The sequence below is a fragment of the Streptomyces sp. NPDC056527 genome, assembly GCF_042794475.1.
In the GTDB taxonomy this organism is placed as follows: domain Bacteria; phylum Actinomycetota; class Actinomycetes; order Streptomycetales; family Streptomycetaceae; genus Streptomyces.
Window position 1 is genome coordinate 47,373 of the sequence record NZ_JBHTTQ010000004.1, and the last position, 23,681, is coordinate 71,053.

General features: G+C 71.6%; 25 protein-coding genes and 1 pseudogene. 6 read left to right on the top strand and 20 right to left on the bottom strand.

From position 1 onward, the window contains the following. Nucleotides 1–41: 41 nt before the first annotated feature. From ACFQ7Q_RS03490 to ACFQ7Q_RS03510, 5 genes are all read right to left on the bottom strand, one after another. Nucleotides 42–914, bottom strand: a complete 873-nt coding sequence (locus ACFQ7Q_RS03490) for an amino acid ABC transporter permease (RefSeq protein ID WP_383549244.1) — start codon at nucleotides 912–914, stop codon at nucleotides 42–44. Continuing rightward, nucleotides 911–1,555 carry an amino acid ABC transporter permease gene (locus tag ACFQ7Q_RS03495; protein WP_383549247.1) on the bottom strand — a complete coding sequence of 215 codons (645 nt, stop codon included), beginning with the start codon at nucleotides 1,553–1,555 and terminating at the stop codon, nucleotides 911–913. Before ACFQ7Q_RS03495 ends, ACFQ7Q_RS03490 begins: the two co-directional genes overlap by 4 nt. 14 nt (nucleotides 1,556–1,569) lie before the next feature. After that, nucleotides 1,570–2,487, bottom strand: coding sequence for a glutamate ABC transporter substrate-binding protein (locus tag ACFQ7Q_RS03500; RefSeq protein WP_383549250.1), 918 nt, complete (start codon nucleotides 2,485–2,487; stop codon nucleotides 1,570–1,572). Between the two features lie 14 nt (nucleotides 2,488–2,501). Continuing rightward, complete coding sequence (locus ACFQ7Q_RS03505) at nucleotides 2,502–3,248, bottom strand: amino acid ABC transporter ATP-binding protein (RefSeq protein ID WP_383549253.1); 747 nt, start codon at nucleotides 3,246–3,248, stop codon at nucleotides 2,502–2,504. A 142-nt stretch (nucleotides 3,249–3,390) separates the two neighbouring features. Next, nucleotides 3,391–3,828: a DUF6278 family protein gene (locus ACFQ7Q_RS03510; RefSeq protein WP_383549256.1), complete on the bottom strand. Its 438-nt coding sequence runs from the start codon at nucleotides 3,826–3,828 to the stop codon at nucleotides 3,391–3,393. A 113-nt stretch (nucleotides 3,829–3,941) separates the two neighbouring features. Between ACFQ7Q_RS03510 and ACFQ7Q_RS03515 the strand changes: the two genes are divergently transcribed. Then, the gene (locus ACFQ7Q_RS03515) at nucleotides 3,942–4,898 is read left to right on the top strand and encodes a glycerophosphodiester phosphodiesterase (RefSeq protein WP_383549259.1); all 957 of its coding nucleotides are present in this window, start codon (nucleotides 3,942–3,944) and stop codon (nucleotides 4,896–4,898) included. Here the strand turns inward: ACFQ7Q_RS03515 and ACFQ7Q_RS03520 are convergent. The 9 genes from ACFQ7Q_RS03520 to ACFQ7Q_RS03560 form a co-directional block, all read right to left on the bottom strand. After that, a complete protein-coding gene (locus ACFQ7Q_RS03520; RefSeq protein ID WP_383549261.1) occupies nucleotides 4,895–5,674 on the bottom strand; it encodes an exodeoxyribonuclease III in 780 nt (259 codons plus the stop codon). The genes ACFQ7Q_RS03515 and ACFQ7Q_RS03520 overlap by 4 nt on opposite strands. 54 nt (nucleotides 5,675–5,728) lie before the next feature. Next, entirely contained in the window at nucleotides 5,729–6,361 is a 633-nt protein-coding gene (locus ACFQ7Q_RS03525) for an MBL fold metallo-hydrolase (RefSeq protein WP_383549264.1), read from the bottom strand. A 41-nt stretch (nucleotides 6,362–6,402) separates the two neighbouring features. Beyond that, nucleotides 6,403–7,701, bottom strand: coding sequence for an alpha/beta fold hydrolase (locus tag ACFQ7Q_RS03530; RefSeq protein ID WP_383549549.1), 1,299 nt, complete (start codon nucleotides 7,699–7,701; stop codon nucleotides 6,403–6,405). A gap of 50 nt (nucleotides 7,702–7,751) precedes the next feature. Next, nucleotides 7,752–8,327, bottom strand: coding sequence for a hypothetical protein (locus ACFQ7Q_RS03535; protein ID WP_383549267.1), 576 nt, complete (start codon nucleotides 8,325–8,327; stop codon nucleotides 7,752–7,754). Continuing rightward, a complete protein-coding gene (locus tag ACFQ7Q_RS03540) occupies nucleotides 8,324–9,499 on the bottom strand; it encodes an ROK family glucokinase (RefSeq protein ID WP_383549270.1) in 1,176 nt (391 codons plus the stop codon). The genes ACFQ7Q_RS03535 and ACFQ7Q_RS03540 overlap by 4 nt, the downstream gene beginning before the upstream one ends. Before the next feature lie 57 nt (nucleotides 9,500–9,556). Beyond that, nucleotides 9,557–10,366, bottom strand: coding sequence for an ATP-binding cassette domain-containing protein (locus ACFQ7Q_RS03545; protein ID WP_383549273.1), 810 nt, complete (start codon nucleotides 10,364–10,366; stop codon nucleotides 9,557–9,559). Next, the gene (locus ACFQ7Q_RS03550; protein ID WP_383549276.1) at nucleotides 10,363–11,412 is read right to left on the bottom strand and encodes an ABC transporter permease; all 1,050 of its coding nucleotides are present in this window, start codon (nucleotides 11,410–11,412) and stop codon (nucleotides 10,363–10,365) included. The genes ACFQ7Q_RS03545 and ACFQ7Q_RS03550 overlap by 4 nt, the downstream gene beginning before the upstream one ends. Beyond that, nucleotides 11,409–12,428: a sugar ABC transporter substrate-binding protein gene (locus tag ACFQ7Q_RS03555; RefSeq protein ID WP_383549279.1), complete on the bottom strand. Its 1,020-nt coding sequence runs from the start codon at nucleotides 12,426–12,428 to the stop codon at nucleotides 11,409–11,411. The genes ACFQ7Q_RS03550 and ACFQ7Q_RS03555 overlap by 4 nt, the downstream gene beginning before the upstream one ends. A gap of 87 nt (nucleotides 12,429–12,515) precedes the next feature. Then, nucleotides 12,516–13,235 carry a GntR family transcriptional regulator gene (locus ACFQ7Q_RS03560; RefSeq protein ID WP_383549552.1) on the bottom strand — a complete coding sequence of 240 codons (720 nt, stop codon included), beginning with the start codon at nucleotides 13,233–13,235 and terminating at the stop codon, nucleotides 12,516–12,518. A gap of 141 nt (nucleotides 13,236–13,376) precedes the next feature. Here ACFQ7Q_RS03560 and ACFQ7Q_RS03565 point away from each other — a divergent pair, with 141 nt between their 5' ends. Then, nucleotides 13,377–14,378: a Gfo/Idh/MocA family oxidoreductase gene (locus ACFQ7Q_RS03565; protein WP_383549282.1), complete on the top strand. Its 1,002-nt coding sequence runs from the start codon at nucleotides 13,377–13,379 to the stop codon at nucleotides 14,376–14,378. Nucleotides 14,379–14,742: 364 nt separating this feature from the next. On the opposite strand, the gene ACFQ7Q_RS03570 is transcribed toward ACFQ7Q_RS03565, so the two are convergent. The 4 genes from ACFQ7Q_RS03570 to ACFQ7Q_RS03585 form a co-directional block, all read right to left on the bottom strand. Next, nucleotides 14,743–15,171 carry a PaaI family thioesterase gene (locus tag ACFQ7Q_RS03570; RefSeq protein WP_383549285.1) on the bottom strand — a complete coding sequence of 143 codons (429 nt, stop codon included), beginning with the start codon at nucleotides 15,169–15,171 and terminating at the stop codon, nucleotides 14,743–14,745. A 4-nt stretch (nucleotides 15,172–15,175) separates the two neighbouring features. Then, nucleotides 15,176–16,354, bottom strand: a complete 1,179-nt coding sequence (locus tag ACFQ7Q_RS03575; RefSeq protein ID WP_383549287.1) for a cytochrome P450 — start codon at nucleotides 16,352–16,354, stop codon at nucleotides 15,176–15,178. Nucleotides 16,355–16,416: 62 nt separating this feature from the next. Further along, nucleotides 16,417–18,237 (bottom strand): hypothetical protein, encoded by a 1,821-nt coding sequence (locus ACFQ7Q_RS03580; RefSeq protein WP_383549290.1) that lies wholly within the window; start codon nucleotides 18,235–18,237, stop codon nucleotides 16,417–16,419. Beyond that, the gene (locus ACFQ7Q_RS03585; RefSeq protein WP_383549293.1) at nucleotides 18,234–19,295 is read right to left on the bottom strand and encodes an ATP-binding protein; all 1,062 of its coding nucleotides are present in this window, start codon (nucleotides 19,293–19,295) and stop codon (nucleotides 18,234–18,236) included. Before ACFQ7Q_RS03585 ends, ACFQ7Q_RS03580 begins: the two co-directional genes overlap by 4 nt. Nucleotides 19,296–19,476: 181 nt before the next feature. On the opposite strand from ACFQ7Q_RS03585, the pseudogene ACFQ7Q_RS03590 reads away from it, so the two are divergent. Beyond that, nucleotides 19,477–19,695, top strand: a pseudogene (locus ACFQ7Q_RS03590) (GNAT family N-acetyltransferase); the annotation flags it as partial. A gap of 19 nt (nucleotides 19,696–19,714) precedes the next feature. Here the strand turns inward: ACFQ7Q_RS03590 and ACFQ7Q_RS03595 are convergent. Together ACFQ7Q_RS03595 and ACFQ7Q_RS03600 are read right to left on the bottom strand one after the other, a co-directional pair. Further along, on the bottom strand, nucleotides 19,715–20,383 hold the full coding sequence (locus ACFQ7Q_RS03595) for a response regulator (RefSeq protein WP_383549296.1): 669 nt from the start codon (nucleotides 20,381–20,383) through the stop codon (nucleotides 19,715–19,717). Beyond that, the gene (locus tag ACFQ7Q_RS03600) at nucleotides 20,380–21,597 is read right to left on the bottom strand and encodes a sensor histidine kinase (RefSeq protein WP_383549299.1); all 1,218 of its coding nucleotides are present in this window, start codon (nucleotides 21,595–21,597) and stop codon (nucleotides 20,380–20,382) included. The genes ACFQ7Q_RS03595 and ACFQ7Q_RS03600 overlap by 4 nt, the downstream gene beginning before the upstream one ends. Before the next feature lie 146 nt (nucleotides 21,598–21,743). On the opposite strand from ACFQ7Q_RS03600, the gene ACFQ7Q_RS03605 reads away from it, so the two are divergent. The 3 genes from ACFQ7Q_RS03605 (at nucleotide 21,744) to ACFQ7Q_RS03615 (ending at nucleotide 23,639) form a co-directional block, all read left to right on the top strand. Further along, complete coding sequence (locus ACFQ7Q_RS03605) at nucleotides 21,744–21,962, top strand: hypothetical protein (protein WP_383549301.1); 219 nt, start codon at nucleotides 21,744–21,746, stop codon at nucleotides 21,960–21,962. Between the two features lie 108 nt (nucleotides 21,963–22,070). Further along, the gene (locus tag ACFQ7Q_RS03610) at nucleotides 22,071–22,754 is read left to right on the top strand and encodes a hypothetical protein (protein WP_383549304.1); all 684 of its coding nucleotides are present in this window, start codon (nucleotides 22,071–22,073) and stop codon (nucleotides 22,752–22,754) included. Nucleotides 22,755–22,802: 48 nt separating this feature from the next. Further along, the gene (locus tag ACFQ7Q_RS03615; RefSeq protein WP_383549306.1) at nucleotides 22,803–23,639 is read left to right on the top strand and encodes a hypothetical protein; all 837 of its coding nucleotides are present in this window, start codon (nucleotides 22,803–22,805) and stop codon (nucleotides 23,637–23,639) included. Nucleotides 23,640–23,681 lie beyond the last annotated feature (42 nt).

A 23,681-nucleotide genomic window follows, 5' to 3' on the forward strand; every position in this document is an offset into this window, starting at 1 on the left:
TGCCGGACGGGTTCGGCTCCATGCCGGCTGCTGCGGGGCTCCTAGGGCCTCGTGGGAGGCCCCCCGCCCGGCAGCAGCGTCTCTGGTTCGGCCGGGCGGACCTCCGCGGCCTTGGTCTTGGGACTGCGACGCTCCATCCGGGCCACCCAGGTGGCGAACCAGGAGAGCAGCATGCACATCCCGATGTAGATCGGCGAGATCACCATCACGACGGGGATGAACGGCAGATCGTAGTCCAGGTTCGACGCGATCAGCTTGCCCGCGTGCAGGAACTCCTCGTAGGTGATGAGGAAGCCGAGCGAGGTGTCCTTCAGGGCCACCACCAACTGGCTGATGATGGTCGGCAGCATCGCCCGGACGGCCTGCGGCACGAGGACGTAGGTCATGGCCTGGGTCTTGCGCATACCGAGCGCGTACGCCGCCTCGCGCTGGCCGCGGTCGACGGAGTTGACCCCGGTGCGGAACACCTCGGCGAGCACCGAGCCGTTGTAGAGGGTCAGTCCGGCGACCAGCGCCGGCAGCGGCTGGACCTTCAGCGCCACGAAGATGAAGAAGATCATCACAAGCACGGGCATGGCGCGGAAGAACTCGACGAGCAGTGTCGAGACCCAGCGGAACACCGCGCGTTCCGAGAGGCGTCCGGTGGCGAGGACGGCGCCGAGCGCCAGCGAGAGCACCGAGGCGTACGCGAAGGCCGTGAGGGTGTTGCGCAGGCCGCGCAGCAACAGCTCCTGGATCCCGATGTATTCGAAGGGCGACCACTTCGTGGCGGTGAACTGCTCGGTGTCGAAGAGGAGATAGAGGATCCAGCCGGCCAGGGCCAGGATCGCGACGGTGGAGACGACGCCGTAGAGCCGGTGCCGCTTGCGGGTCTGTGGGCCGGGGATGTCGTACAGGGCGGTGGACTCGGTCATCGGGTGACTCCCCAGCGCTTCTCCAGGACGTTGAAGATCGCGCTGATGGTGAGGGTGATGATCAGGTATCCGACGGCGATCCAGACGAAGGTCCAGATGATGTTGTAGCCGAGCTCGCTCAACGTCTTGTAGGTGCCGAGGAGTTCGGTGACGCTGAAGGCTCCGGCGATCGCGGAGTTCTTGGCGAGTGCGATGAGCGTGGAGCCGATGGGCGGGATGACGGAACGGAACGCCTGGGGCAGGACGACGGTGTTGAGGGTCTGCCCGAAGGTCATGCCGAGGCTGCGGGCGGCCTCGCCCTGCCCGCGCGGAACGGTGTTGATGCCGGAGCGCAGCGCCTCGCAGATGAAGGCCGAGGTGTAACAGCCCAGGGCGAGGGCCGCGAACAGCTCGAAGGGGAGGACGAGTCCGAAGCGGGGCAGGCCGAGCATCACGGCGAAGAAGAGCAGGGTGAGCGGGGTGTTGCGCAGCACGGTGACCCAGACCGTGCCGAAGACCCGGAAGGAGCCGACGGGCGCGACGCGGAAGGAGGCCATCACGAAGCCGAGCACGAGGGCGAGGAGCGAGGAGTAGACGGTGAGTTCGACGGTGCCGAGGAAGCCTTCCCAGTAGAGCGAGAAGTTCTGTGTCAGGACGTCCATGCGGGCCTGCCTCCTCAGCTCGCCGGGTAGCGGTCGATGGGGGGCGGCTGCGGGGCGGGGACCCCGGAGAGGCCGACGGTCGCGTCGTACGCCTTCTTCCAGTCACCGTTCTTCTCGTGGACGGAGAGGGCGTCGTCGAGGGCGAAGCGCAGGGCGTTGTCGCTGCGCGGCACGCCGATGCCGTACGGCTCCTTCGAGAACGGCCGGCCCACGACCTTGAGTTCGTCGGGGACCTTGGCCGCGTAGCCCATGAGGATCGTGTCGTCGGTGGTGACCGCGTCGACCTGGTAGGTGAGGAGGTTGTCGACGCAGACGGAGTAGGTGTCGTAGGCGACGAGGTCCGCCTTCGGGTAGTCCTTCTCGATGCGCTGGTACGGGGTGGATCCGGCGGCCGAGCAGACGCGCTTGCCGTCGAGGTCCTGCGGTCCGTCGATGTCGTTCTCGTCGGTGCGGACGAGCAGCGACTGGCCGGCCATGTAGTAGGGGCCCGCGAAGCCGACGAGCTTTTTTCGGTTGTCGTTGATGGTGTAGGTGCCGACGTAGTAGTCGATCTGACCGTTCTGCAGGGCCGTTTCGCGGTTGGCCGAGGCGATGGTCCGGAACTCGATCGAGGCGGGGTCGAAGCCGAGCGAGGCCGACATCATCTTCGCGATCTCGATGTCGAAGCCCGAGTACCGTCCGGTGGCCGGGTCCTTCTCCCCCATGTAGGGCTGGTCCTCCTTGGCGCCGACGATCAGATGGCCACGCTCCTTCGCCTTCCGCCAGGTCGGGGATTCGGGCAGCTGGAACCCCGAATCGACCTGGTAGACAGGGAGTTCGTCGGGCTGCGGGCCCTTGACGGGCGGACTGCCCTCCTTGCCGCAGGAGACCAGCGTCGTCACGGCGGAGGCGAGCAGCGCGAGGGCGGTGAGAGTGCGTCGCGCACGGTGCATGGCGCCCCGCCCGTTCAGTGCTTGAGGATCTTGGACAGGAAGTCCTTGGCGCGCTCGCTGCGCGGACTGGTGAAGAACTCCTCGGGGGCGCGGTCCTCGACGATGCGGCCGTCGGCCATGAAGACGACGCGGTTGGCGGCGGAGCGGGCGAAGCCCATCTCGTGGGTGACGACGACCATGGTCATGCCCTCCTGGGCGAGCTGCTGCATCACCTCCAGGACCTCGTTGATCATCTCGGGGTCGAGGGCGGAGGTCGGCTCGTCGAAGAGGAGCGCCTTGGGGTCCATGGCGAGTGCGCGGGCGATCGCGACGCGCTGCTGCTGGCCGCCCGAGAGCTGGGCGGGAAACTTGTCGGCGTGGGCGGCGAGCCCGACCCGGTCGAGGAGTTCGCGCGAACGCCGGTCGGCTTCCTCCTTCCTGCGCCTGCGGACCTTGATCTGCGCCAGGGAGACGTTGGCGAGGACGGTCTTGTGCGCGAAGAGGTTGAAGGACTGGAAGACCATGCCGACCTCGGCCCGCAGCCGGGCCAGCGCCTTCCCCTCGGAGGGGATGGGCTGTCCGTCGATGAGGATCTCGCCCGCCTCGACCGACTCCAGCCGGTTGATGGCCCGGCAGAGCGTCGACTTGCCCGAACCGGACGGTCCGATGACCACCACCACCTCTCCGCGGCCGACGGTGAGGTGGATGTCCTGCAGAACGTGCAAGGTGCCGTAGTGCTTGTTGACGTCACGCAGCTCGATCAACGGATCGACGACGGCCATACGCTGCCCTGCCCCATTCTCAGCGGTGTCGAGGTCAGCGCAAACTATCCACTACAAAAAGGGACTTCACGCCTGACACGCATGAAAGCGACATTAGCCGTATTTACTGCGAAGAGGTGACCCGAGGCCCGTTCGGGGCGGCTCAGAACTCGGCGGCCTCCGCGTACACCTGGGACAGTTCGGGCGATCCGCCGACGGCCCAGTCGAGCCCCGCCGTCACCACGTCGATCTCCCGGCCCGAGGCCAGCCGGACCACCGGCCGGCCCCCCGGCCACACCTGCCAGGCCGCGCCGGGCACCGTCCGCACGATGACCGTCCCCAGGTACAGCCCGGCGTCATTGCCGATCCAGGGCAGTTCCTCCGGATCGTCCCGCCAACGCGGCGTGAGCTGGTCGATCGCCACCAGCGAGCGCGGTGTGTCGTCCAGCCTCACCCCCGCGGCCTGGGCCCTGGCGCGCAGCAGCTCGCACTCGGCGAGCAACTCACCCACCCCCTCCGGATCACGGTCGAAGGCCGCGGCCAAGGGGGATCGATCGGCCGCGGGCCGCTTGCGCCAGATGTCCAGGAACGGGATGTTCATCCGACCAGCGTCGCACCGCACCCTCCCGTGGCACCACCCGGCACGCGGAGATCGTCCGCGGCCCGGGCGGGCCGCCGCCTCCCCGGTGTGGGCCCGCCTCTAAGGTGATGCCCATGCCAGAGCCCCAGACTCCGCCGGCCGGCCCGCGACGCGGCCGGCGCATCGCCGCCGTCTCGCTCGGGATCGCCCTCGTATGCGCCTCGACCGCCGCGTTCCTGACGGTGCGGGACGCGCCGTCCGCTCCCACCCCCGACGCGGCCAAGGCCGCGGGCGGCGCCGAGCGGCGGGCCGCGAACACCTTCCTGCGGGCGCCAGGCTCGCCGATGACGGTGATCGCCCACCGGGGCGCCTCCTCGGCCGCGCCCGAGAACACGCTCGTCTCCGACGAGGTCGCCCGCAGGGGCGGCGCCCGGTGGATCGAGAACGACGTCCAGCCGAGCCGGGACGGCGTGCCGTACGTCCTCCACGACACCACGGTCGACCGCACCACCGACGGGACCGGGCCGATCCGGGGACTGACCGCCAGGCAGCTGGACCGGCTCGACGCGGGCTCCTGGTTCGCCCCCGTGTTCACCGGCGTACGGGTCCCCACGCTCGCCGCCCAGCTGGACGATCTGCGCCTGCGCGGCGGGAACCTGGTCCTCGAGATCAAGGGCCCGCACAGCCGCGACGAGGTGGCGCGAATCGTCAAGGAGGTACGCGACCACGGCATGGCCGGCCGGGTGCTCGTGCAGAGCTTCGACCCCGAGGCGCTGCGGCACACCCGCGCGCTGGCACCCGAGCTCCCCCTCGGCCTGCTGCGCGACACGCTGGACCCCGACCCGGTCGCGGTCGCCGCGGAGCTCGGGCTGAGCGCCTACAACCCGGCCGTCGGCCAGCTCAACGCCCACCCCGAGGCGGTGGGGAAGCTCCACGCCGCCGGGGTGGCCGTGATGGCCTGGACGGTCGACACCGCGGACCGCTGGAAGACCCTCGACTCGCTCGGCACCGACGCGATCATCACCAACCGCCCGGCCGAACTGGCCGGCTGGAACGCCGCCTGGGCCCAGGGCCGTCAGTCAGGGTCCTAGACGTCCAGGTCGACGACGACCGGTGCGTGGTCGGAGGCGCCCTTGCCCTTGCGCTCCTCGCGGTCGACGTAGCTGTCCTTGACCGCCTCGGCGAAGGGCTTGTTGCCGTACACCAGGTCGATGCGCATCCCGCGGTTCTTCGGGAAGCAGAGCTGGCGGTAGTCCCAGTACGTGAAGGGGTGGTCGTACTTCAGCGGCCGCGGGACCACGTCCGCGAGGCCGACCTCGCGGAGTCCGGCCAGCGCGGCCCGCTCCGGGTCGGTGACGTGTGTGAGGCCCTCGAAGGCCGCCCGGTCCCAGACGTCGTCGTCGGTCGGCGCGATGTTGTAGTCGCCCAGGACGGCGAACGGCCGCTCCCCCGCGGCGTCCTCGGCGACGGCCGCCTGGAGCGCCTCCAGCCAGCGCAGCTTGTACGCGTAGTGCTCGTGGGCGACCTCGCGGCCGTTGGGCACGTAGACCGACCAGACACGGACCGGGCCGCAGGTCGCGGAGATCGCCCGGGGCTCCTGGACGGTCTCGTAGCCGGGCCCGCCGGGCAGGCCGGTGACGACGTCCTCCAGGCCGACCTTGGAGAGCAGGGCCACGCCGTTCCACCGCCCGGTGGCGTTCACCACCGACTCGTACCCCAGCTCACGCAGCTCGTCGGCGGGGAACTGCTCGACGGTGCACTTGGTCTCCTGGATGCACAGCACGTCCGTGCCGGTGCTCTCCAGCCAGGCCAGGAGTCGAGGCAGGCGGGCGGTGATCGAATTGACGTTCCAGGTCGCGATGCGCATGAGCGCAAGCCTAACGAAGGGGTGTGACAGTCACCGGCCTCGCGGCCCGGTGGATCACAGCTCGGTCGAGTCGCCCGGGGTCAGCCGGCCGTGGTCCGTGCCGCCGAGTGCGCCGATCTGCCGGTCGTAGATGGGCCGGGCGAGGTCGGTGAGCAGGGCGTCGTGGATGTCGAACGCCCGGCGCGGCTTGACCTCGCGTACGTAGTCGATCACTTCGGAGATCTTGTTCCAGGGGGCCATCACCGGCAGCATCAGCGTGTCCACCGGGTGGCCGGGGACGGTCAGCGCGTCGCCCGGGTGGAAGACGGAGCCGTCCACGAGGAAGCCGACGTTGGTGACCCGGGGGATGTCCGGGTGGATCACGGCATGCAGCTCGCCGTGGACCTGGACGTCGAAGCCGGCGGCGGTGAAGGCGTCGCCGTGGCCGACGGTGTGGACGCGGCCCGGGAAGGCGGCCGAGAGCTTCTCCGCGACGCTGCGCAGGGTCCAGATCTCGGCCGCCGGGTTGGATTCCAGACCGGCCCGCAGCCGGTCCTCGTCGAAATGGTCGGCGTGCTCGTGGGTGACGAGCAGGACGTCGGCGCCGAGCGCGGCGTCCTCCTCGCTGAAGCCGCCGGGGTCGATGACGAGCGTCCGTCCGTCCTTCTCCAGACGAACGCAGGCATGCGACTTCTTCGTCAGCTTCACGGGACTTCACCTCACGACGGGCCGGACGGGGCCCGTTCAGCCTACGCCTGCGGGGTGGTCTCTTCCTTGATCACCCGTGCCACCACCCGGAGGGCACGCTCGGCCGCCGGCAGCCCGCAGTAGACCGCGGTCTGCAGCACGACCTCCCTGATCTCGTCCGGGGTCAGGCCGTTGCGCAGGGCGGCCCTGGTGTGGTCGCCGAGCGCGTCCTGGTGGCCGCCTGCGATCAGCGCCGTCAGCGTCACGCAGCTGCGGGTACGGCGGTCCAGGCCCTCGCGGCTCCAGACCTCGCCCCAGGCGTAGCGGGTGACGAGTGACTGGAGGTCGGCGCCGAACTCGTCGGCCAGGGCCTCGTCCACATGGGCGTCGCCGAGGATCTCGCGGCGCAGCTTGACGCCCGCGTCGTACGGATCGGGCCGCACCGCCCCGGCGTCCTCGCCCGCCGGCTCGGCGGGCGCGATCTCGGCGACGGGCACGACCGGGGCGGAGACCGGCGGCACCGCCAGGGCGGGCATGGCGCTCTGCGTGTCGTGCACGACCCCGGCGAAGTGGCTCGTGAGCAGCTCGGTGACGGCGGCGGGCTGCTCGACCGGGGCGAGGTGCGAGGCGCCGGGGACGACGGCGAGCCGGGCGTCGGCTATCCCCGCCACCAGGGTGCGGGCCTCGGCGGGGCCGGTGACCTGGTCCTCGGAGCCGACGAGCACGAGGGCGGGGATGCCGATGCGGCCGAGCGCTTCGCGTACGTCGAAGACGGCGAGCGCCTCGCAGGCGCCGATGTAGCAGCCGGGGTCGGTGGTGCGGACCATCTGCACGGCCCATTCGACGATGGCGGGCTGCGCGGCGCGGAAGGCGGGGGTGAACCACTGCTCGGGGGCGGTGCGGGCCATGGGTTCGAGGCCGTTGGTACGGACGATCACTCCGCGCTGGCGGAACTCGTCGGCGCTGCCGAACCGGGGCGAGGCGGCGACCAGGGCGAGCGAGGCCACCCGGTGGGGCGCCCGCAGGGCGAGGTCGAGGCCGACCGCGCCGCCGATGGAACAGCCCGCGTAGCCGAAGCGCTGGACGCCCAGCTCGTCGAGGGTGGCGAGCAGCCGGTCGCCGAGCTCGGCGACGGAGGTGAAGGGCTGGGCGGGTGCCCCGCCGTGCCCCGGCAGATCGAAGCGGACGACGCGCCACTGGCGGGTGAGTTCGGGTATCTGGCGGTCCCACATGTGCCAGGTGGTTCCGAGGGAGGGGCCGATCACCAGGACGGGGGCGTCGTCGGGGCCGTCGAGGCGGTATTGCAGGGTGGTCGGGGTCGGCTGCGGCGGGGGTGTCTGGCTCTGGCTCACTCGCTCCAGGGTAATGAGCGGGCACCCCGCCTCCGGTCAGGGGGTGGAGGTCGGTCCCGTCACGGCGTGGTGGTGGACACCACGAACACCTTCGGGGCGGCGGGGTCGGTGAGGTCGACGGTGATGTCCTGGCTGGGCCGCGGCTTGTCCTTGCGGACGGTGGTGCCGGACCAGTCCTGGTCCGTCGTGAAGTCCCAGCCCGCGATGACGGCGTCGCGGTCGTCGATGGTGATCTTTCCGGGGACCAGCTCGGAGCGGCTGGAGCCGACCTCGTCCAGGAACGTGTCGAGCCGGCCGGCGTTCGTCGTGAACTGGACGTACAGCCGGCTGGTCTTCCAGTTGCTGGTCTCGTAGTAGGCGACCCCGGTGCTGCCCGCGGGGATCGGGACCTCGAAGACACGGCGCTTCATCAGCGAGGGCCAGTTGTCGACCAGACCGGTGGCCGAGGACTCGCGCTCCTTGTCGCGGCCGCTGTCCCGGCTCTGCCCGGCGGAGATCATCAGATAGCCGGCGGGGATGCCGACGAGCAGCACGATGATGATCGCCGTCAGCCAGCGCCGGCGGATCATGTGGCGCCTGTCTTCCGGCAGCTTGGTCTCCTGCTCGGGCGAGATGGTCGGGGAGGGAACGGTCATGAGTCCGGGTCCTGGGTGGTGCGGGGGGTGCGTCCTTCGGTGCTGCCGCGCAGTGCCTGGGCGTAGCGCTCGTACCGCTCGTGGCGCTCGACGCGGCGGCGGTTGGCACGGCGGAAGCGGCGGGCGACGAGCCGGGCGAGGTCGGCGGCGCCGACCATGCCGGCCTCGGGGCCGAGCTGAGCCTTGGTGATCCGGGCCTCGGGGCGGTAGCCGCGGCCGGTGAGGTGACGCCGGAAGGCGTCCCTGGCGGGCGCGATCAGCAGGTCGTCGGCGGCGCTGACGCCTCCGCCGATGACGAAGCAGGAGGGGTCGAGGGCGGCGGCGAGATTGGCGATGCCGACGCCGAGCCACTGTCCGATGTCCTGGAGGAGCTCGACGCACATGGCGTCGCCCTCACGGGCGAGCTCGGTGATGAGCGGGCCGGTGATGTCGGGGACGTGCCCCTTCACCCGCTCGATGATGTTGTACGCGACCGGGGAGTCCGCGGCGGCCAGTTCCCTCGCCTCGCGGACCAGGGCGTTGCCGGAGCTGTACTGCTCCCAGCAGCCGCGGTTGCCGCAGGGGCAGCGGTGCCCGCCCGGGACGACCTGCATATGGCCGAACTCGCCGGCCACCCCGTACTTGCCGCGCTTGACCCGGCCGTCCTCCAGGATCGCCCCGCCGATGCCGGTCCCGAGGGTGATCATGACGAGGTGGTCCTCGCCCCGTCCCGCGCCGAAGCGCCACTCGGCCCAGGCGGCGGTGTTGGCGTCGTTGTCGACCATGACGGGGACGGCCAGCCGGGACTGGAGGGAGTCGCGCAGCGGCTCGTTGCGCCAGGCGAGGTGGGGGGCGAAGAGGACGGTGGCGCGGTCGGCGTCGACCCAGCCGGCCGCGCCGATGCCGACGGCATGCACGTCGTGCCGGTCGGAGAGGTCCAGGACCAGCTCGACGATGGTGTCCTCGACGACCTTGGGGCTCTTGGACTTGTCGGGGGTCTCGGTGCGGACCTTCTCCAGGATGGTGCCGTCCGCGTCGACGACGCCGGCCATGACCTTCGTACCGCCGATGTCGATGCCGACGGTGGGCACCCGGGGCGCGGTCAGGTGGGAGCGCCGCTCTCGGGTGCCGACGGTCCGCAGCGCGGCGCCCCGGGTGGCCCCGCGCTGGGTCAGATCGCGGTAGGTACTCATCGGCTCGATTCTGCCAGGTGCGGTGTCGGGCGGCGGCTTACGACGGCTGCGCGGCGGTCACGGAGCGGTGGGGCGCTCCAGCTCGTGACGGAGGTCCTCCAGCTCGCTGCCGCCCGCCATCTGCCGGGTCAGCTCGTCCAGGGTGACCGAATCCTTGGTGTGGCTGCCCGACATGACGCCGCGCTTGAGGAGGATGAAACGGTCGCCGACGAGATAGGCGTGGTGCGGGTTGTGGGTGATGAGAACCACTCCGAGGCCCTGGTCACGGGCGGCGGCCACGTACTTCAGGACCACTCCGGACTGCTTGACGCCGAGGGCGGCGGTCGGCTCGTCCAGGACGAGGACCTTGGCCCCGAAGTGGACGGCGCGGGCGATGGCCACGCACTGGCGCTCGCCCCCGGAGAGGGTGCCGATGGGCTGGTCGACGTCGCGCAGGTCGATGCCCATGCGCAGCAGCTCCGTGCGGGTGGTCTCGCGCATCAGCTCGACGTCGAGGCGCTTGAACGGGCCCGCGCCCTTGGTGGGCTCGGAGCCGAGGAAGAAGTTCCGCCAGACCGGCATCAGGGGGACGACGGCGAGGTCCTGGTAGACGGTGGCGATACCGAGGTCCAGGGCCTCGCGCGGGTTGGCGAGGGAGACCTCCTCGCCCTCGATGCGGAAGCTTCCGGCGTCGTGCCGGTGCAGTCCCGCGATGATCTTGATGAGGGTGGACTTGCCGGCTCCGTTGTCGCCCAGGACGCAGGTGATCTCGCCCGCGCGGACCTCCAGGGAGACCCCTTCGAGGGCGCGGATGTTGCCGTAGTACTTGCTGACGTCGTCGAGCTCGACGAGCGCGGGGGCCGGGGCGGTGGGCTCGGGGGTGGTCATTTGGTTGCCTCCACGCGCCTGCGGATCCAGGCGTTCAGCAGGGTCGCGAGCAGGAGCATCGCTCCCAGGAAGAACTTGAACCAGTCCGGGTTCCACTCCGCGTACACGATGCCCTTGCTGGTCATGCCGAAGATGAACGCGCCGACCGCCGAGCCGATGGCGGAACCGTAACCGCCGGTGATCAGACAGCCGCCGATGACGGCCGCGATGATGTAGATCAGCTCGTTTCCGACGCCCTCTCCGGACTGGACGACGTCGAAGGAGAAGAGCAGGTGCTGTCCGGAGATCCAGGCGCAGAAGGCCACGCCCATGTAGAGGCCGATCTTGGTCCGGAAGACCGGGACACCGACGGCGCGGGCGGCGTCGGCGCCACCGCCGACGGCGAAGATCCAGTTGCCGAAGCGGGTGCGCAGCAGGATCCAGGTGGCGACCGCGACCAGGACGATCCACCACAGGATGGTGACCTTGAGTTCGACGTCGCCGATGGTCAGCTGCGAGGCGAAGACCTTCTTGGCGGAGGGGAAGCCCTCCATGTCGGCGATCGACTTGGTGGAGACCGTGCCGCTGATCAGCTTGGTGAAGCCGAGGTTGAGTCCCGTCAGCATCAGGAACGTGCCGAGGGTGATGATGAAGCTCGGCAGTCTGGTGCGGGTCAGCATGAAGCCGTTGAAGGCGCCGATGGCCAGCGTGACGATCAGCGAGACCCCGACGCCGACCCAGACGTTGGCCGTCATCTGGTAGCTGAACATCGACGACACCAGCGCCGAGGTGGTGACCATCACGCCGGCCGAGAGGTCGAACTCGCCGCCGATCATCAGCAGCGCGACGGGCACCGCCATGATCCCGAGGGTGGAGGCCGCGTACAGGACGGTGCCGAGGCTGGAGGCGCGCAGAAAGCTGTCGGCGACCAGGGAGAAGAAGACGAAGACCGCGGCCGCGCCGACCACCGAGCCGAGCTCGGGCCGGGCCAGCAGCTTCTTCAGCGGGGAGGTGCGCAGCAGCCGCTCGTCGACGTGGTCGAGCTCCGTCGGGGCGGTCGGGCTCATCGGGTGCCCCGCTCCGCGTAGCCCTTCAGCGCCTCGGCGTCGTCCTTGGTGATGATCTGCGGTCCGGTGAGGACCGGCTTGCCGCCGCCGAGGACGTCGGCGTTGTACTTGTACAGCCAGAGCAGGTCGACGGCCTCGTAGCCCTGGAGGTAGGGCTGCTGGTCCACGGCGAAGCCGAGGGTGCCCGCGGAGAGCGCGGTGGCCACCTTGGCGTTGAGGTCGAAGGTGTCGACCTCCGCCTTGGAGCCCGCGGTCCCCTTCGCCTGGACGGCGGCGTCGGCGAAGGGCGCGCCCAGAGTGACGACGGCGTCGATGGCGGGGTCGGACTGGAGCTTGGCCTCGATGGACGCCTGGACGTCGGGCATGTTGGTGCCGTCGACGTACAGGTTCTGCAGGTCGCCGCCGAAGGTCTTCTTCGCCCCCGCGCAGCGCTGCTCGTGGCCGACGTTGCCCTGCTCGTGCAGAACGCACAGGGCCTTCTTCTTCCCGCGCTTGTCGAGCTCCTCGCCGACCGCCTCGCCCGCCACGGTCTCGTCCTGGCCGATGTGGGTGAGCGCGCCGAACGCCTTGGACTGCTCGGAGCCGGAGTTGACGGTGATCACCGGGATGCCGGCCTTGACCGCCTTCTCCACGGCGGTCTTCATCGCGTCGGGCTTCGCGAGGGTGACGATCAGTCCGTCGACGCCCTTGGCGATGTACGAGTCGATGAGCTGCGACTGCTGCTGCGCCTCGTCGCTGTGGGCGTAGAGGAAGTTGATGTTGTCCTTGGCGGCGGCCTGCTCGGCGCCGTTCTGGACGATGTCCCAGAAGGTGTCGCCGTCGCCCGAGTGGGTCACCATGGCGAAGGTCCACCGGGGGGTGTTCACGGCCGCCTTCCCCTGGGCCGCGGCCGCCTTGCGGGCGTCCTCCGCGCGCTTCCCGCCGGTGCTGCTGCACCCTGCGAGTGCGGCGGTGAGCGCCACCGCGAGCACGGCGCCGACTGCGGCGCGTACCCCTCCTGTCCGAAGCCTGGTCACGAGACCGTGCCCTCCTTTGTGTCCTTCTGCGTGCATTGCAGTATCGGTCATGGGGGTCGCGCGGATCTTCGCGGGGCGAATCTAAGGCTAGGGGCGCACCAGGAGCTGGAACTCGAAGGAGTACCGCGAGGCCCGGTAGAGGTGCGATCCGAACTCGACGGCACGTCCGGTGTCGTCGAAGGTGGTGCGTTCCATCGTGAGCAGCGGGGCTCCCTCCTCCTCGGCCAGCAGTTCCGCCTCGGCCGCCGTCGCGGCCCGGGCGCCCACGGTCTGGCGGGCGCTGTGGAGAGTGATACCGGCGCCGCGCATCAGACGGTAGAGGCCGGTGGTCTCCAGCCGTCCGGGCTCCGGGTCGAGGAGTCCCGCCGGCAGATGGTTGCGCAGGTACGCCATCGGCTCGTCGTGCGCGGATCGCAGCCGCTCCACGTAGCGCACGTCGCTGCCCTCCGGTACGCCGAGGGCGGCGGCGACCCGGGCGGTGGCGGGTTCGACGCGGTCGGCCAGGACGCGGGTGGCGGGGCGCTGGCCGGCCGCCTCCAGGTCGTCGTAGAGGCTGCTCAGCTCCAGCGGCCGCCTGACCTGGCTGTGCACGACCTGGGTGCCCACGCCGCGCCGGCGGACCAGGAGGCCCTTGTCGACCAGCGACTGGATGGCCTGGCGGACGGTGGGCCGGGAGAGGCCCAGCCGGGTGGCGAGGTCGATCTCGTTGCCGAGCAGGCTGCCGGGGGTCAGGACCCCGTTCTCGATCGCCGCCTCCAGCTGCTGGGCGAGCTGGTAGTAGAGCGGGACCGGGCTGGTGCGGTCCACGGAGAAGGGGGGCAGCGAGGCGGACGACGGCTTGGACACGGACGGGAGCGTAGCCCGAGGAGAAGATGACAGGAAGTGGTGAAGTCCGATTGTCCTGACAAATCCTTGACAGGGTCTCCGTTCCGCACCACCTTGGGGGCCATGCGCATCGGACTGATCGGAACGGGACGTATCGGGGCCTTCCACGCGGGCGTGCTCGCCCGCCATCCGGAGGTCGAATCGCTCGTCCTGGCGGACGCGGACGCCACTCGGGCGGCGCAGGTCGCCGGGGCGATCGGCGCCGGCGCGGCGCCCACCGTCGACGCCCTCCTCGACCACGCCCTCGACGCCGTCGTGATCGCCTCCGCCACCGCGGCCCACGCCGAGCTGATCGGCCGCGCGGCGGGGGCCGGACTGCCCGCCTTCTGCGAGAAGCCCATCGCCCTGGACGTGCCCGGCACGCTCGGCGCGCTGCGGGCGGTCGAGGCCGCGGGCACGGAGCTCCAGCTCGGCTTCATGCGGCGCTTCGACGCCGGGTACGCGGCCGCTCGCGAGGCCGTGCGGACGGGCCGGCTCGGCCGCCTGCACACCGTACGGGCGGCCACCTCCGACCCGGCTCCGCCGCCCGCCGCGTATCTGCCGCTCTCCGGCGGTCTCTTCCGGGACTGTCTGGTGCACGACTTCGACATACTGCGCTGGGTGACCGGGCGCGAGGTCGTCGAGGTGTACGCCACCGGCTCGGACGCCGGCCCCGCGATGTTCCGCGACGCGGGGGACGTGGACACCGCGGCGGCGTTGCTCACCCTCGACGACGGCATGCTCGCCACGGCGACGGCGACCCGGTGCAACGGCGCCGGGTACGACGTACGCATGGAGCTGGCGGGCGAGCGGGATCAGATCGCCGTCGGCCTGGACGACAGGACCCCGCTCACCTCGGTGGAACCCTCGGGACCGCCCGCCCCCGTCAAGCCCTGGCCGGGCTTCCTGGAGCGGTTCGCGCCGGCGTACGAGGCCGAGCTGGACGCCTTCGTCCGTCTCGTACGGGGTGAGGCGCCGAACCCGTGCGACGGCCGCGAGGCGCTGGAGGCGCTCCGGATCGCGGAGGCATGCGAGCGCTCACGACGCGAACGGCGCCCGATCGCGCTCGCCGAGATCCCGTCGTAGCGACCCGAGATCCCGTCGTAGCGACCGGGACCGCGGGGCGGGATCCCGTCGTGGCGACCGGGACCGCGGGGGCGGCCGAACTCGGCGGGTGCGAGATCGCGGGACGGCCGATCCCGGCGGGTGCGAGATCGCGTCGCGAGCCCGGGATCGCGCGTCGCGAGGGCCGGGATCGCGCGTCGCGAGGGCCGGGATCGCGCGCCGCAGGCCGGGATCGTGCGTCGCGAGCCCGGGACCGCGCCTCGTGGGCCGGGACCTCGCGTCGCGAGCCCGGGACCGCGCCTCGTGGGCCGGGACCTCGCGTCGCGAGCCCGGGATCCTGGCATGGGCCGGTCCCGTCGTCGACCGGCCCTGTCCGTGCGGCTCCTCAGGCGCTCGCGGAGAGGACCGTTCCCTGCGCCACCGCGCACAGGGTCTCGTCGCCCTCCTCGTCCACCGTCAGGAGGTCGCACCGGACCACCGCCTGACGTCGGCCCGCGTGGACCACGCTCGCGCGGGCGACGAGGGTGCGGCCGCGCGCGGGGCGGACGTACTGGATGGAGAAGCCGGCGGTCAGGACGGCCGCGCCCAGCGCGGTGCCGGCCGCGAAGGTGAGCGCGTTGTCGGCCGCGTAGGAGAGCACGCCGCCGTGCGCGAAGCCGTTCTGCTGCCGGAGCTCCTCCCGCAGGTCCACCTCCAGAGTGGCCCCGCCGTCGCCGAAGGCCGTGATCCGGGCGCCGACGAGCCGACTGAAGGGCTGGGCGTCCAGGACCTTTCGCGCGAGGGCGAGGTCGAGGTCGTGCGAGGCATCGGTCATCGGGTCACCACCGGACGGGAAGGCGTCGCACACCGCGGACGAGCAGGCCGGGCATCCACTCCCAGGGGGCGCCATCGGGGTCGAGTTCCAGCCGCGGGAATCGCTCCAGGAGGGTCCGGATCGCGATGGTGCCCTCGAGGCGGGCGAGCGGCGCGCCGAGACAGTAGTGGATGCCGTGGCCGAAGGACAGATGGCCGCGAGGCTCGCGACGGATGTCGAAGCGGTCCGGTTCGGGGAACCTCTTCGGGTCGCGGTCGGCGGCGGCGAGGGAGACGAAGACGGCCGAGCGGGCCGGGATGTCGACGCCTCCGACGCTGGTCGGCTCCTTGGCGATCCGGAAGGTGGTGGTCTCCACCGGGCCGTCGTAGCGAAGCCCTTCCTCGATCACCCCGTCGAGCAGTCCGAAGTCGGCGCGGAGCTGAGCGAGTTGGTCGGGGTGGGCGAACAGCGCCCGCATCGTGTTGCTGATCAGGCCGACGGTGGTCTCGTGTCCGGCGACGAGCAACAGGTATGCCATTCCCCGCAGTTCGGGCAGGGAGAGCCGGTCGCCGTCCTCCGCGCGGGTGGCGATCAGCGCGGACAGCAGGTCGTCCTCGGGGCCGGAGGCCCGCTTGTCCTCGATGAGCTCGTCGAGATAGGCGCCGAAGCCCTCGACGACCTCCCGCGCGGGCGTCCCGTCGGTCGGCGCGACCAGTTCGTTCGACCAACGGCGGAAGGAGTCCCGGTCGGCCGCCGGAACACCGAGGAGCTCACAGATGACGGTCATGGGCAGCGGGAACGCGAAGGAGTCCACGAGATCGGCCCGGCCGGCCGGGGCCATGGCGTCGACGAGTTCGTCGGCGAGCTCCTGGATGCGGGGGCGCAGGGCCTCCACCCGCCGGCCGGTGAACTCCCGTGCGACGAGCTTGCGCAGCCGGGTGTGGTCCGGCGGGTCCACGGCGAGCAGGTTGGGGCCGATCACCTCCTCGTCGACCGGGACGAAGTCGATGACGGACGGCGACTTCACCAGGCGCGGGTCGGCGAGTGCCGCCCGCCCCTCCTCGTGGCCGACGACGAGCCAGAACTCCCAGCCGTCGGGCATGCGGATGTGGTGGACGGGACCGCTCTCGCGGAGCTTCGCGTAGTAGGGATACGGATTCGCGGTGAAGTCCGCGCCCCACTCCCCCAGTTCGATGACGGACATCGTTCCACCCTAGGCGCAGTCCGGTCGATCGTGCCGGGCGCCGGGGCGTCTCGCCGCTCACATCACGCCAGCCGGAAGACCGGCCCCCTGGGGGTGAAGGGAAGAGAGGCGCCCTCGGGGATCAGGAAGGCGTGTTCGCGCCGGATGCGCAGGGTGTCGCACCAGCCGTCGGTGATCACCAGCAGCGGCGCGCCGGGCGGGAAGTCCTCGGCCCGGTGGAGCAGGTCGATGCCCGGCTGGAGGACGGTGCCGCCCCGGCCGCGTACCCGCACCCGGCCCGCGATCTCGGCCGGCGGCACGTAGCCCGCGTCGTACGGCGCCGCGTCGCAGAACACGACGCGCGCCGCGGGGACGTCCCGGGCCTCGGCGTACGAGGCGATCGCGCCCAGCGCCTTGCCGAGCAGGGCGGCGTTCATCGAACCGGAGGTGTCGAGCACCACGCCGAAGGTGCAGCGGGCGGTCTCCTCGGGCGGGAAGTACCGGCCCGCGCGCGGGATCTCCGGGGTGGAGGCCTGGCGGCGCGCCGGGCGGGCGTAGGACCGCACGGCCTCCGGCCTCGGCACGTACTCGTCGAACCAGCGGGCGAGCCGGGCGTCCCAGGGCACGGGCGGGTGGGCGAGTGCCCGGATCTCCTGGACGAGCCCGGCGGGCAGCGTGCCGCGCCCGCCGCGGACGTGCAGGTCGAAGCCCTGGACGAGGCCGCGCCGGTAGAACTCGTCGAGATCCGTGTAGGGACGTCCCGCGCCGTGGGCGAGGGGCTCGCCCAGGATGTCCCCCGCGCCCTTGCCGCGCAGGGTGGCGAGGCGTCGCATCCGGCGCAGGTCGGTGGCGATCCGGTCGTACACCTCCTCGACGGAGAGCCCGCGCAGCGCCGGGTCGTGCAGCAACCCCTCGGGCATGGTGCCGATCCGCATCTCCACCAGCCAGTCGTTGACCACGTAGTCGGCGGCGACGTTGTGCAGGTACGGGTCGCGGGGGCCGCGGCGCTCGCCGTGGCGGAGGGCGGCGTGCAGCATCTCGTGGGCCAGGATGAACCGCCACTCGTCGTCCTCGAAGTCCCGTAGCGGATTGATGTAGATCTCCCCGGCGGTGGCGCTGACGGCGGCGATCGAGATGTCCTGGGCGCGGGCCAGCTCGGCGTCGGCGACGACGGTCAGGCCGGCGGCGAGCCCACCGAGCAGAGGGTACGAGGACACGAACCAGTTCAGGGCCCGGTCCCAGGGGCGCTGTGCCACGCGTTCGCCGGTGGTCCGGTCGCGGCGGCCGCCGGCCACGTCCATGGCGGCGGAGACGCTGCGGGTGAGGGCGGCTGCGAAGGCGGTCTGCCAGTCGGGGACGGTGGTGCCGCGCCAGGCCCGCCAGGTGGTCAGGAGCTGGTCGGGGGCGCGCCCGGCGGTGCCGCAGTGCTCGTAGGCGGCCGGGATGCCGTCGCGGCGCCAGCGGGCGGCGAGCTCCTCCTCGTCACCGCCGGGGTACTCGGCGGGCAGGTGGTCGGGGGCGCGGCCGACCGGGAAGGTCAGCAGGAAGCGGTTGACGACCGCGCAGCGGGCCGCGAGGTCGAAGCGGTCCGGCTGGGGCCGGTCCTCGTCCTTGGCGGCCGGGACATGGCCGAAGCCGAGGTGGAGCAGAGCGTGGGCGATCGCCCAGGCCCACTCGCGGGGTTCGGCCCGACGGGTGGGGTGGACGTGGACGACTCCGTTGGAGGTGACCGTGGCCAGGCCCCCTTCCGGGGACTGCGGGCAGCCGGCCTCGCGGCAGATCTTGCCGTCGAGGGCGCCGAGGGCCGGGTTCCGCTTGACCAGGGCCAGGCCCTCGGCGAATGCCTGGGTGGCCGGGTCTGGCTTGGCGGCGGCCTTCGCCCGGGCTTTCGCGCCGCGGCTCACCGGCGGGCCTCGACCAGCCGGGGCATGTCGCGGGCGGCCTCGATCAGGAACCAACCGGGCAGCACGGGCAGGCCGTCGGCGTCGTCGGCGATGACGGTCTGGGCCACCTCGACGGAGATCTCGGCGAGCTGGACCAGCAGCGACTTGAAGCGGTACGTGTGCTGCCGCAGGGCGGGCGAGACGTGTTCCTTCTGCGCCGGGAGCTCCTTGAGCAGGCGGCCCCGGAAGGCCTCCGCGAGGTAGTAGAGCAGGTCGCGGTCCTGGAGCCGAGCGGGCCAGGAGGCGTCGCCCTTCAGGATGGCCTCGATGCCGAAGGTGTGGCGGACGATCTTGACGTAGCCGCAGAAGGAGACGGCGTGCGCGGGGGTGAGAGTGCCGTGCGCGACCACCTTGAGGGTCTGCTCGTCCAGCTCCGCGCCGAAGGAGTGCAGGGCGTCGGAGAGCATGTGCCAGGAGCGCGGGGTGGAGAAGGGCTCCTCGGTCTTGGGCGGCTGGGACCAGAGGTGGTCGGGGTGTTCGGTGAGGTAGTCGGTGACCCACGGGTGGATGCCGTGCTCGCCGGCCCACACCAGCCAGTCCTGTGCGGACGCCTGGAGGTGGACGTGGGTGAGGCGGTTGACCAGGGCGGAGGCGATGGGCCGGGCCAGCGCGTTGTCCGTGGCACGGTTGCCCGCGCCGATGACGATGGAGCCGGCGGGCAGTTCGTAGGAACCGATCCGGCGGTCGAGGATCAGCGAGTAGAAGGCCTTCTGGACGTCCGGGCTCGCGGCGTTGAGCTCGTCCAGGAAGAGGCAGTACGGCTCGTCGCGGGCGATGGCCTCGGGCGGGCAGAAGACGGAGCGGCCGTCGCGGATCTGCGGTACGCCGATCAGGTCCTCGGGGGCGAGCTGCGTGCCGAGGAGGCTGACGCACTCCAGGCCGAGGGAGTCGGCGAACTTCCGTACGAGCGAGGACTTCCCGATGCCGGGCGCCCCCCAGAGGAAGACGGGCCGCACGGTGGCGAGGCCGAGCAGCAGTTCGGGGATCTGGGCGGGGGTGACGGTGACGGCGGCCTGCACAGGCGGGTATGTCCTTCGGGGCGGGGCGGTGTGGTGCGGCCAGTGTGGTCGCACGGCGCACCGCCCGGCATCCGGTTTTACGGGCTGCGCCGGGCGATGTGCGGCAGGCGACGGGAGGGAGATGTCCACGCGGGCGAAAGTGGTTTGCCGACCGGATGGCGCGTGGGTGGCGTCGCCGCCCGTGACGCCGACTCTGCGCGCCGAGCGCCTACTCCTGGAGCCGTACGATCCCGAGGACGAAGAGGACTTCGTCGCTCTGTTCCAGGACACCAGGGTGTCGCAGTGGATGGGGGAAGACCCTGCCTCCGAAGCGGAGGACCGGGCCCTGTTCGGGCGGATCTTCACGAAGGTCTATGCCCAGGGCCTGTTCGACGTCTGGGCCGTTCGTGACGGACTCCTGGCCGATGCGTGACGAGCCACTAGACACCCTCGTCGTCGAGGAGGCCGGCGTCGTGGACGAGGAGCGCGATCTGGACACGGTTGTTGAGGCCGAGTTTGGCCAGAATCCGTGAGACATGGGTCTTGACCGTCGGCACGCTCATGTAGAGGGCGGCGGCGATCTCGGCGTTGGACTGTCCGTGGCCGACGGCGACGGCGACCTCGCGTTCGCGCTGGGCGAGCTCGGCGAGCCGGCCCGCCGCGGTCGCGCTCCTCGGCTGCTCCGGCAGGCCGGAGACATGGCTCATCAGCTGACGGGTGACGGCCGGGGAGAGCACGGGGTCGCCGGACGCGACGCGACGTACGGCGGCGACGATCTCGGCGGGCGGAGTGTCCTTGAGGACGAATCCGGCCGCGCCGGCGCGCAGGGCGCGCAGCACCTGCTCGTCGGCGTGGAAGGTGGTGAGGACCACGACCTCGGGGGCGTCGGGGACGGCGCGCAGCAGCTCGGTGGCGGTCAGGCCGTCGACGTGCGGCATCCGGATGTCCATGAGGACGACGTCCGGGGCGACGCGGGCGACGAGTTCGGGGACGTCCCGGCCGTCGGTGCCCTCGCCGACGATCTCGATGTCGTCGGCGCCGCCGAGCATGAAGGTGAGGCCGGCGCGGACCAGGGGGTCGTCGTCGACGACGAGCAGACGGATGGTCATGAGGACCACGGTAGCCAGGCATGCACGGCGAACCCGCCGCCGGGGGCCGGGCCGTGGTCGAGACGTCCGCCGGCGAGGGTGGCGCGCTCGGTGAGGCCGATGAGCCCCTGACCGGAGCCGGGGACGTGCGGCACGGGTCCGGTGGGGGCGGGATTGTGGACGTCGATGGTCAGTCCGTCGCCTGGTCGGCCGCGCACGGTGAGGGTGACCTCGGTGCCGGGGGCGTGCTTGCGGGCGTTGGTGAGGCCCTCCTGCGCGATCCGGTAGACGGTGCGGCCGGTGGAGGCGGGGACCGCGTCCGGGTCGTCGATCGTGGAGTCGAGGACGACCTTGGCGCCGGCCTGGCGGGACTCGGCGACCAGCGCGTCCAGGGTGGCGAGCGTGGGTTGCGGCCGGTCGCCCTCCCCGCCCTCTCCGGGCGCCCGCAGGACGCCGATGATCTGCCGGAGGTCCTGGAGCGCCTCGTGGGCGCTGTCCCGGATGACTCCGGCGGCGCGGGCGACCTGCTCGGGTGGGGCGTCGGGCCGGAACTCCAGCGCTCCGGCGTGCACGCTGAGGAGGGTGAGCCGGTGGGCGAGGACGTCGTGCATCTCGCGCGCGATGGCCTCGCGGGCGAGCCGCTGGGCCTGCTCGGCGCGGAGTTCCGCCTCGGCCTCGGCGCGCCGGGCGCGTTCGCGCAGGGCCTCGACGAGCTGGCGCCGGGAGCGTACGAGCATCCCCCAGGCGGTCATGAGCAGGACCAGGATGAATCCGATGACGACCCCGGCGACGGTCCCGGTGGAGGGGTCGGGGCGTACGAAGACCTGGGCGGTGGTGGCGGCGACGGCGAGCGCGCCGACCCAGGCGACCTCGCGGAAGGGCCGCCGGACGGCGAGGCTGAACAGACTCACGAGGAAGGCGCCGCCGGCGAGCGGAGCGACCACGCTGACGAGGGCGAGCGCGACCGCGAGTCCTACGGGCCACCGGCGGCGCAGCCAGAGGGCGCAGCAGGCGGCGGCCGCGACGATCTGGTCGGCCAGGGCGACGGCCTCGCTGTTGAGCTCGTCGGTGGCGTCGGCCGCGATCATGCCGAAGAGGACGGCGAGGAGGAAGAGCGTGGTGTCGACGACCCAGTCGCGTACGGTGCGGCGCGGCCCGCGGCCGGGTGGGGCGTCGGCCGGAGGGTCGGCCATGGCCGAGGGCAGCAGCCAGGCGTAGCGGTCCGTACGTGTCATACGAACCAAAGTACGCACGTCAGGGGCGCGGAGCCGGGTGGGAGCGACCGATGGCTACCAAAGTCGTGCGGTACGAGACTTCGGTAGCACCGGCTCTGTCCCACCGGCCGACGCGGGCGCGAGGAGCGCGACGCCAGGATCGACCCATGAAGAAGATCGTGGAGTTCGTGGGCGGTGTGGTGCTGATCGGCGGCATCGCGGGGGTACTGCGCGAGTTGACCGGCTGGTTCCCCTTCATGGGGTTCACCCGGTTCCTGACGGAGAACGTCTCGTTCCTGGAGGGCCGGGAGATCCTCACCAATGTCGCGATCGCGGTGCTCGGCTTCGCGATCGTCATGATCGCCGACACCAAGCGGCGCACGTGAGTCGACGTCCGCCGTTCGGTCGGGCCGGTTGACCCGGACGGATCCCGGGCGCTGCGCGGCCGGCGGAGATGTAGTGGGGTGGTGGCGACACCGACAGGGGGCCCCGCCGTGAGCCGAGAGCACGCCACCGATCCCCCGGCGGGGCCGGACGAAGTCGTCGGCGAGGCCCGCTGGCCGATGGCCACCGCCGTCGTGGCCGCCATGACCCTGACCCTGCTGCTCCCGGACGACCTGCGGCTGGCCCCCGCCTGGGTGCTCCCCAGCGTCGAGGGGCTCCTCCTGCTCGCGCTGATCGCGGGTGACCCCGGCCGGATCGACCGCCGCTCGACCGTCCTGCGCGCCGTGTCGATCGCGCTGGTCGGTGTCCTGGCGCTCGGCGCCGTCTGGTCGACCGTGCAGTTGACGGACGACATCATCCACGGCGGGAAGGAGACCGCCTCCGCGGCGAGTCTGCTGCAGACCGGCGGAACCGTCTGGGCCGGTACCGTCCTCGCGTTCGCCCTGCTCTACTTCGAACTCGACAGCGGTGGCGCGGCGGCGCGCGCCCACCGCATGCCCGCCACCCCGGCGCTCGCCTTCCCGCAGCAGCTCAGCCCCGAGCTCGCCGCCCCCGGCTGGCGCCCGCGTTTCGTCGACTACTTCTACCTCGGGCTCACCAACGCCACCGCCTTCAGCCCGACGGACGTCATGCCGCTGGCCCCCTGGGCCAAGATGGCCATGGCGGTGCAGTCGCTCGTCTCGCTGCTCATCCTCGGTCTCGTCGTCGCCCGTGCGGTCAACGTGCTGACGTAGCGTTCGCCGGAAAGGCACCCTTTGTCGCAAGCGGGATAGAGTCGGCGGGTGGTCAGAGCCGAGGAACACCCCGAGGGAGCCGGACCGTTCACGACCCGGCTCACCTGGCGGCCCCGGGACGGGGGCACCGCGGTCTGGGAGTCCCGCCTGGCCCGCAAACAAGCGCGGCTGACCGTACGGGCCACGGGCGAGGCACACGCGCGAAGCCGACAGGCGGACGCGGTGGCCGTCGGCCGTATGCGCAGGCTGAACGCCGTCGCCGCGGGGGCCTTCACGGTCGGCGGCGCACTCTTCGCCCTCGGGGCCGGACTGGCGCAGTTCGGCCCGGGTGACGTGACGAGCGCCTGGATCTACTTCACCGGCGGCCTGTTCTTCAACACCGGCGGATACGCCTCACTCCTCCAGAGCATCAACACGCCCCGGCGGGACGGCGAGGCCGGCAGGCTCGTCGCGCGGCCCTGGTCGTGGTGGCGCTACGAGCCGGACCGGATCGACTGGCTCAGCACCTTCCTGCTGTTCTCCGGCACGCTCGTGTTCGGCGTCAATCTGCTGAGCTCCCTGCTCCAGGGGCTCTCGGTGCAGCAGACGAACCGGCTCGTCTGGGCCCCCGACATGGTGGGGTGCACCCTCTTCCTGATCTCGGGGCACCTCGCCCTGGTCGAGGTGTGCCACGGCAGGCCGCGCGTGCGCGCGCACGACCTCGCCTGGTGGATCGTCGCGATCAACCAGCTCGGGTCGGTCCTCTTCATGGTGTCGGCGCTCGCCGCCTTCACCCGGCCCGCGACCGGGAACCTGGTGAACGTCGACATCGCGAACTGGGGCACCCTCGCGGGAGCGGTGTGCTTCTGCGTCGGCGGGATGCTGCAGTTCTCCGAGCGTCCCTGACCTCGCCCGGCCCCTGCCGCCGGCGGCAGGGGCCGCCACGCG

Excerpts from the sequence above, each read along its gene's own strand:
- ACFQ7Q_RS03570 (WP_383549285.1), bottom strand. The coding sequence starts at position 15,171 with ATGACCGATGCCTCGCACGACCTCGACCTCGCCCTCGCGCGAAAGGTC.
- ACFQ7Q_RS03575 (WP_383549287.1), bottom strand. The coding sequence starts at position 16,354 with ATGTCCGTCATCGAACTGGGGGAGTGGGGCGCGGACTTCACCGCGAAT.
- ACFQ7Q_RS03595 (WP_383549296.1), bottom strand. The coding sequence starts at position 20,383 with ATGACCATCCGTCTGCTCGTCGTCGACGACGACCCCCTGGTCCGCGCC.
- ACFQ7Q_RS03540 (WP_383549270.1), bottom strand. The coding sequence starts at position 9,499 with ATGAGTACCTACCGCGATCTGACCCAGCGCGGGGCCACCCGGGGCGCC.
- ACFQ7Q_RS03545 (WP_383549273.1), bottom strand. The coding sequence starts at position 10,366 with ATGACCACCCCCGAGCCCACCGCCCCGGCCCCCGCGCTCGTCGAGCTC.
- ACFQ7Q_RS03505 (WP_383549253.1), bottom strand. The coding sequence starts at position 3,248 with ATGGCCGTCGTCGATCCGTTGATCGAGCTGCGTGACGTCAACAAGCAC.
- ACFQ7Q_RS03605 (WP_383549301.1), top strand. The coding sequence starts at position 21,744 with ATGAAGAAGATCGTGGAGTTCGTGGGCGGTGTGGTGCTGATCGGCGGC.
- ACFQ7Q_RS03510 (WP_383549256.1), bottom strand. The coding sequence starts at position 3,828 with ATGAACATCCCGTTCCTGGACATCTGGCGCAAGCGGCCCGCGGCCGAT.
- ACFQ7Q_RS03500 (WP_383549250.1), bottom strand. The coding sequence starts at position 2,487 with ATGCACCGTGCGCGACGCACTCTCACCGCCCTCGCGCTGCTCGCCTCC.
- ACFQ7Q_RS03550 (WP_383549276.1), bottom strand. The coding sequence starts at position 11,412 with ATGAGCCCGACCGCCCCGACGGAGCTCGACCACGTCGACGAGCGGCTG.
- ACFQ7Q_RS03495 (WP_383549247.1), bottom strand. The coding sequence starts at position 1,555 with ATGGACGTCCTGACACAGAACTTCTCGCTCTACTGGGAAGGCTTCCTC.
- ACFQ7Q_RS03535 (WP_383549267.1), bottom strand. The coding sequence starts at position 8,327 with ATGACCGTTCCCTCCCCGACCATCTCGCCCGAGCAGGAGACCAAGCTG.
- ACFQ7Q_RS03565 (WP_383549282.1), top strand. The coding sequence starts at position 13,377 with ATGCGCATCGGACTGATCGGAACGGGACGTATCGGGGCCTTCCACGCG.
- ACFQ7Q_RS03520 (WP_383549261.1), bottom strand. The coding sequence starts at position 5,674 with ATGCGCATCGCGACCTGGAACGTCAATTCGATCACCGCCCGCCTGCCT.
- ACFQ7Q_RS03490 (WP_383549244.1), bottom strand. The coding sequence starts at position 914 with ATGACCGAGTCCACCGCCCTGTACGACATCCCCGGCCCACAGACCCGC.
- ACFQ7Q_RS03600 (WP_383549299.1), bottom strand. The coding sequence starts at position 21,597 with ATGACACGTACGGACCGCTACGCCTGGCTGCTGCCCTCGGCCATGGCC.
- ACFQ7Q_RS03515 (WP_383549259.1), top strand. The coding sequence starts at position 3,942 with ATGCCAGAGCCCCAGACTCCGCCGGCCGGCCCGCGACGCGGCCGGCGC.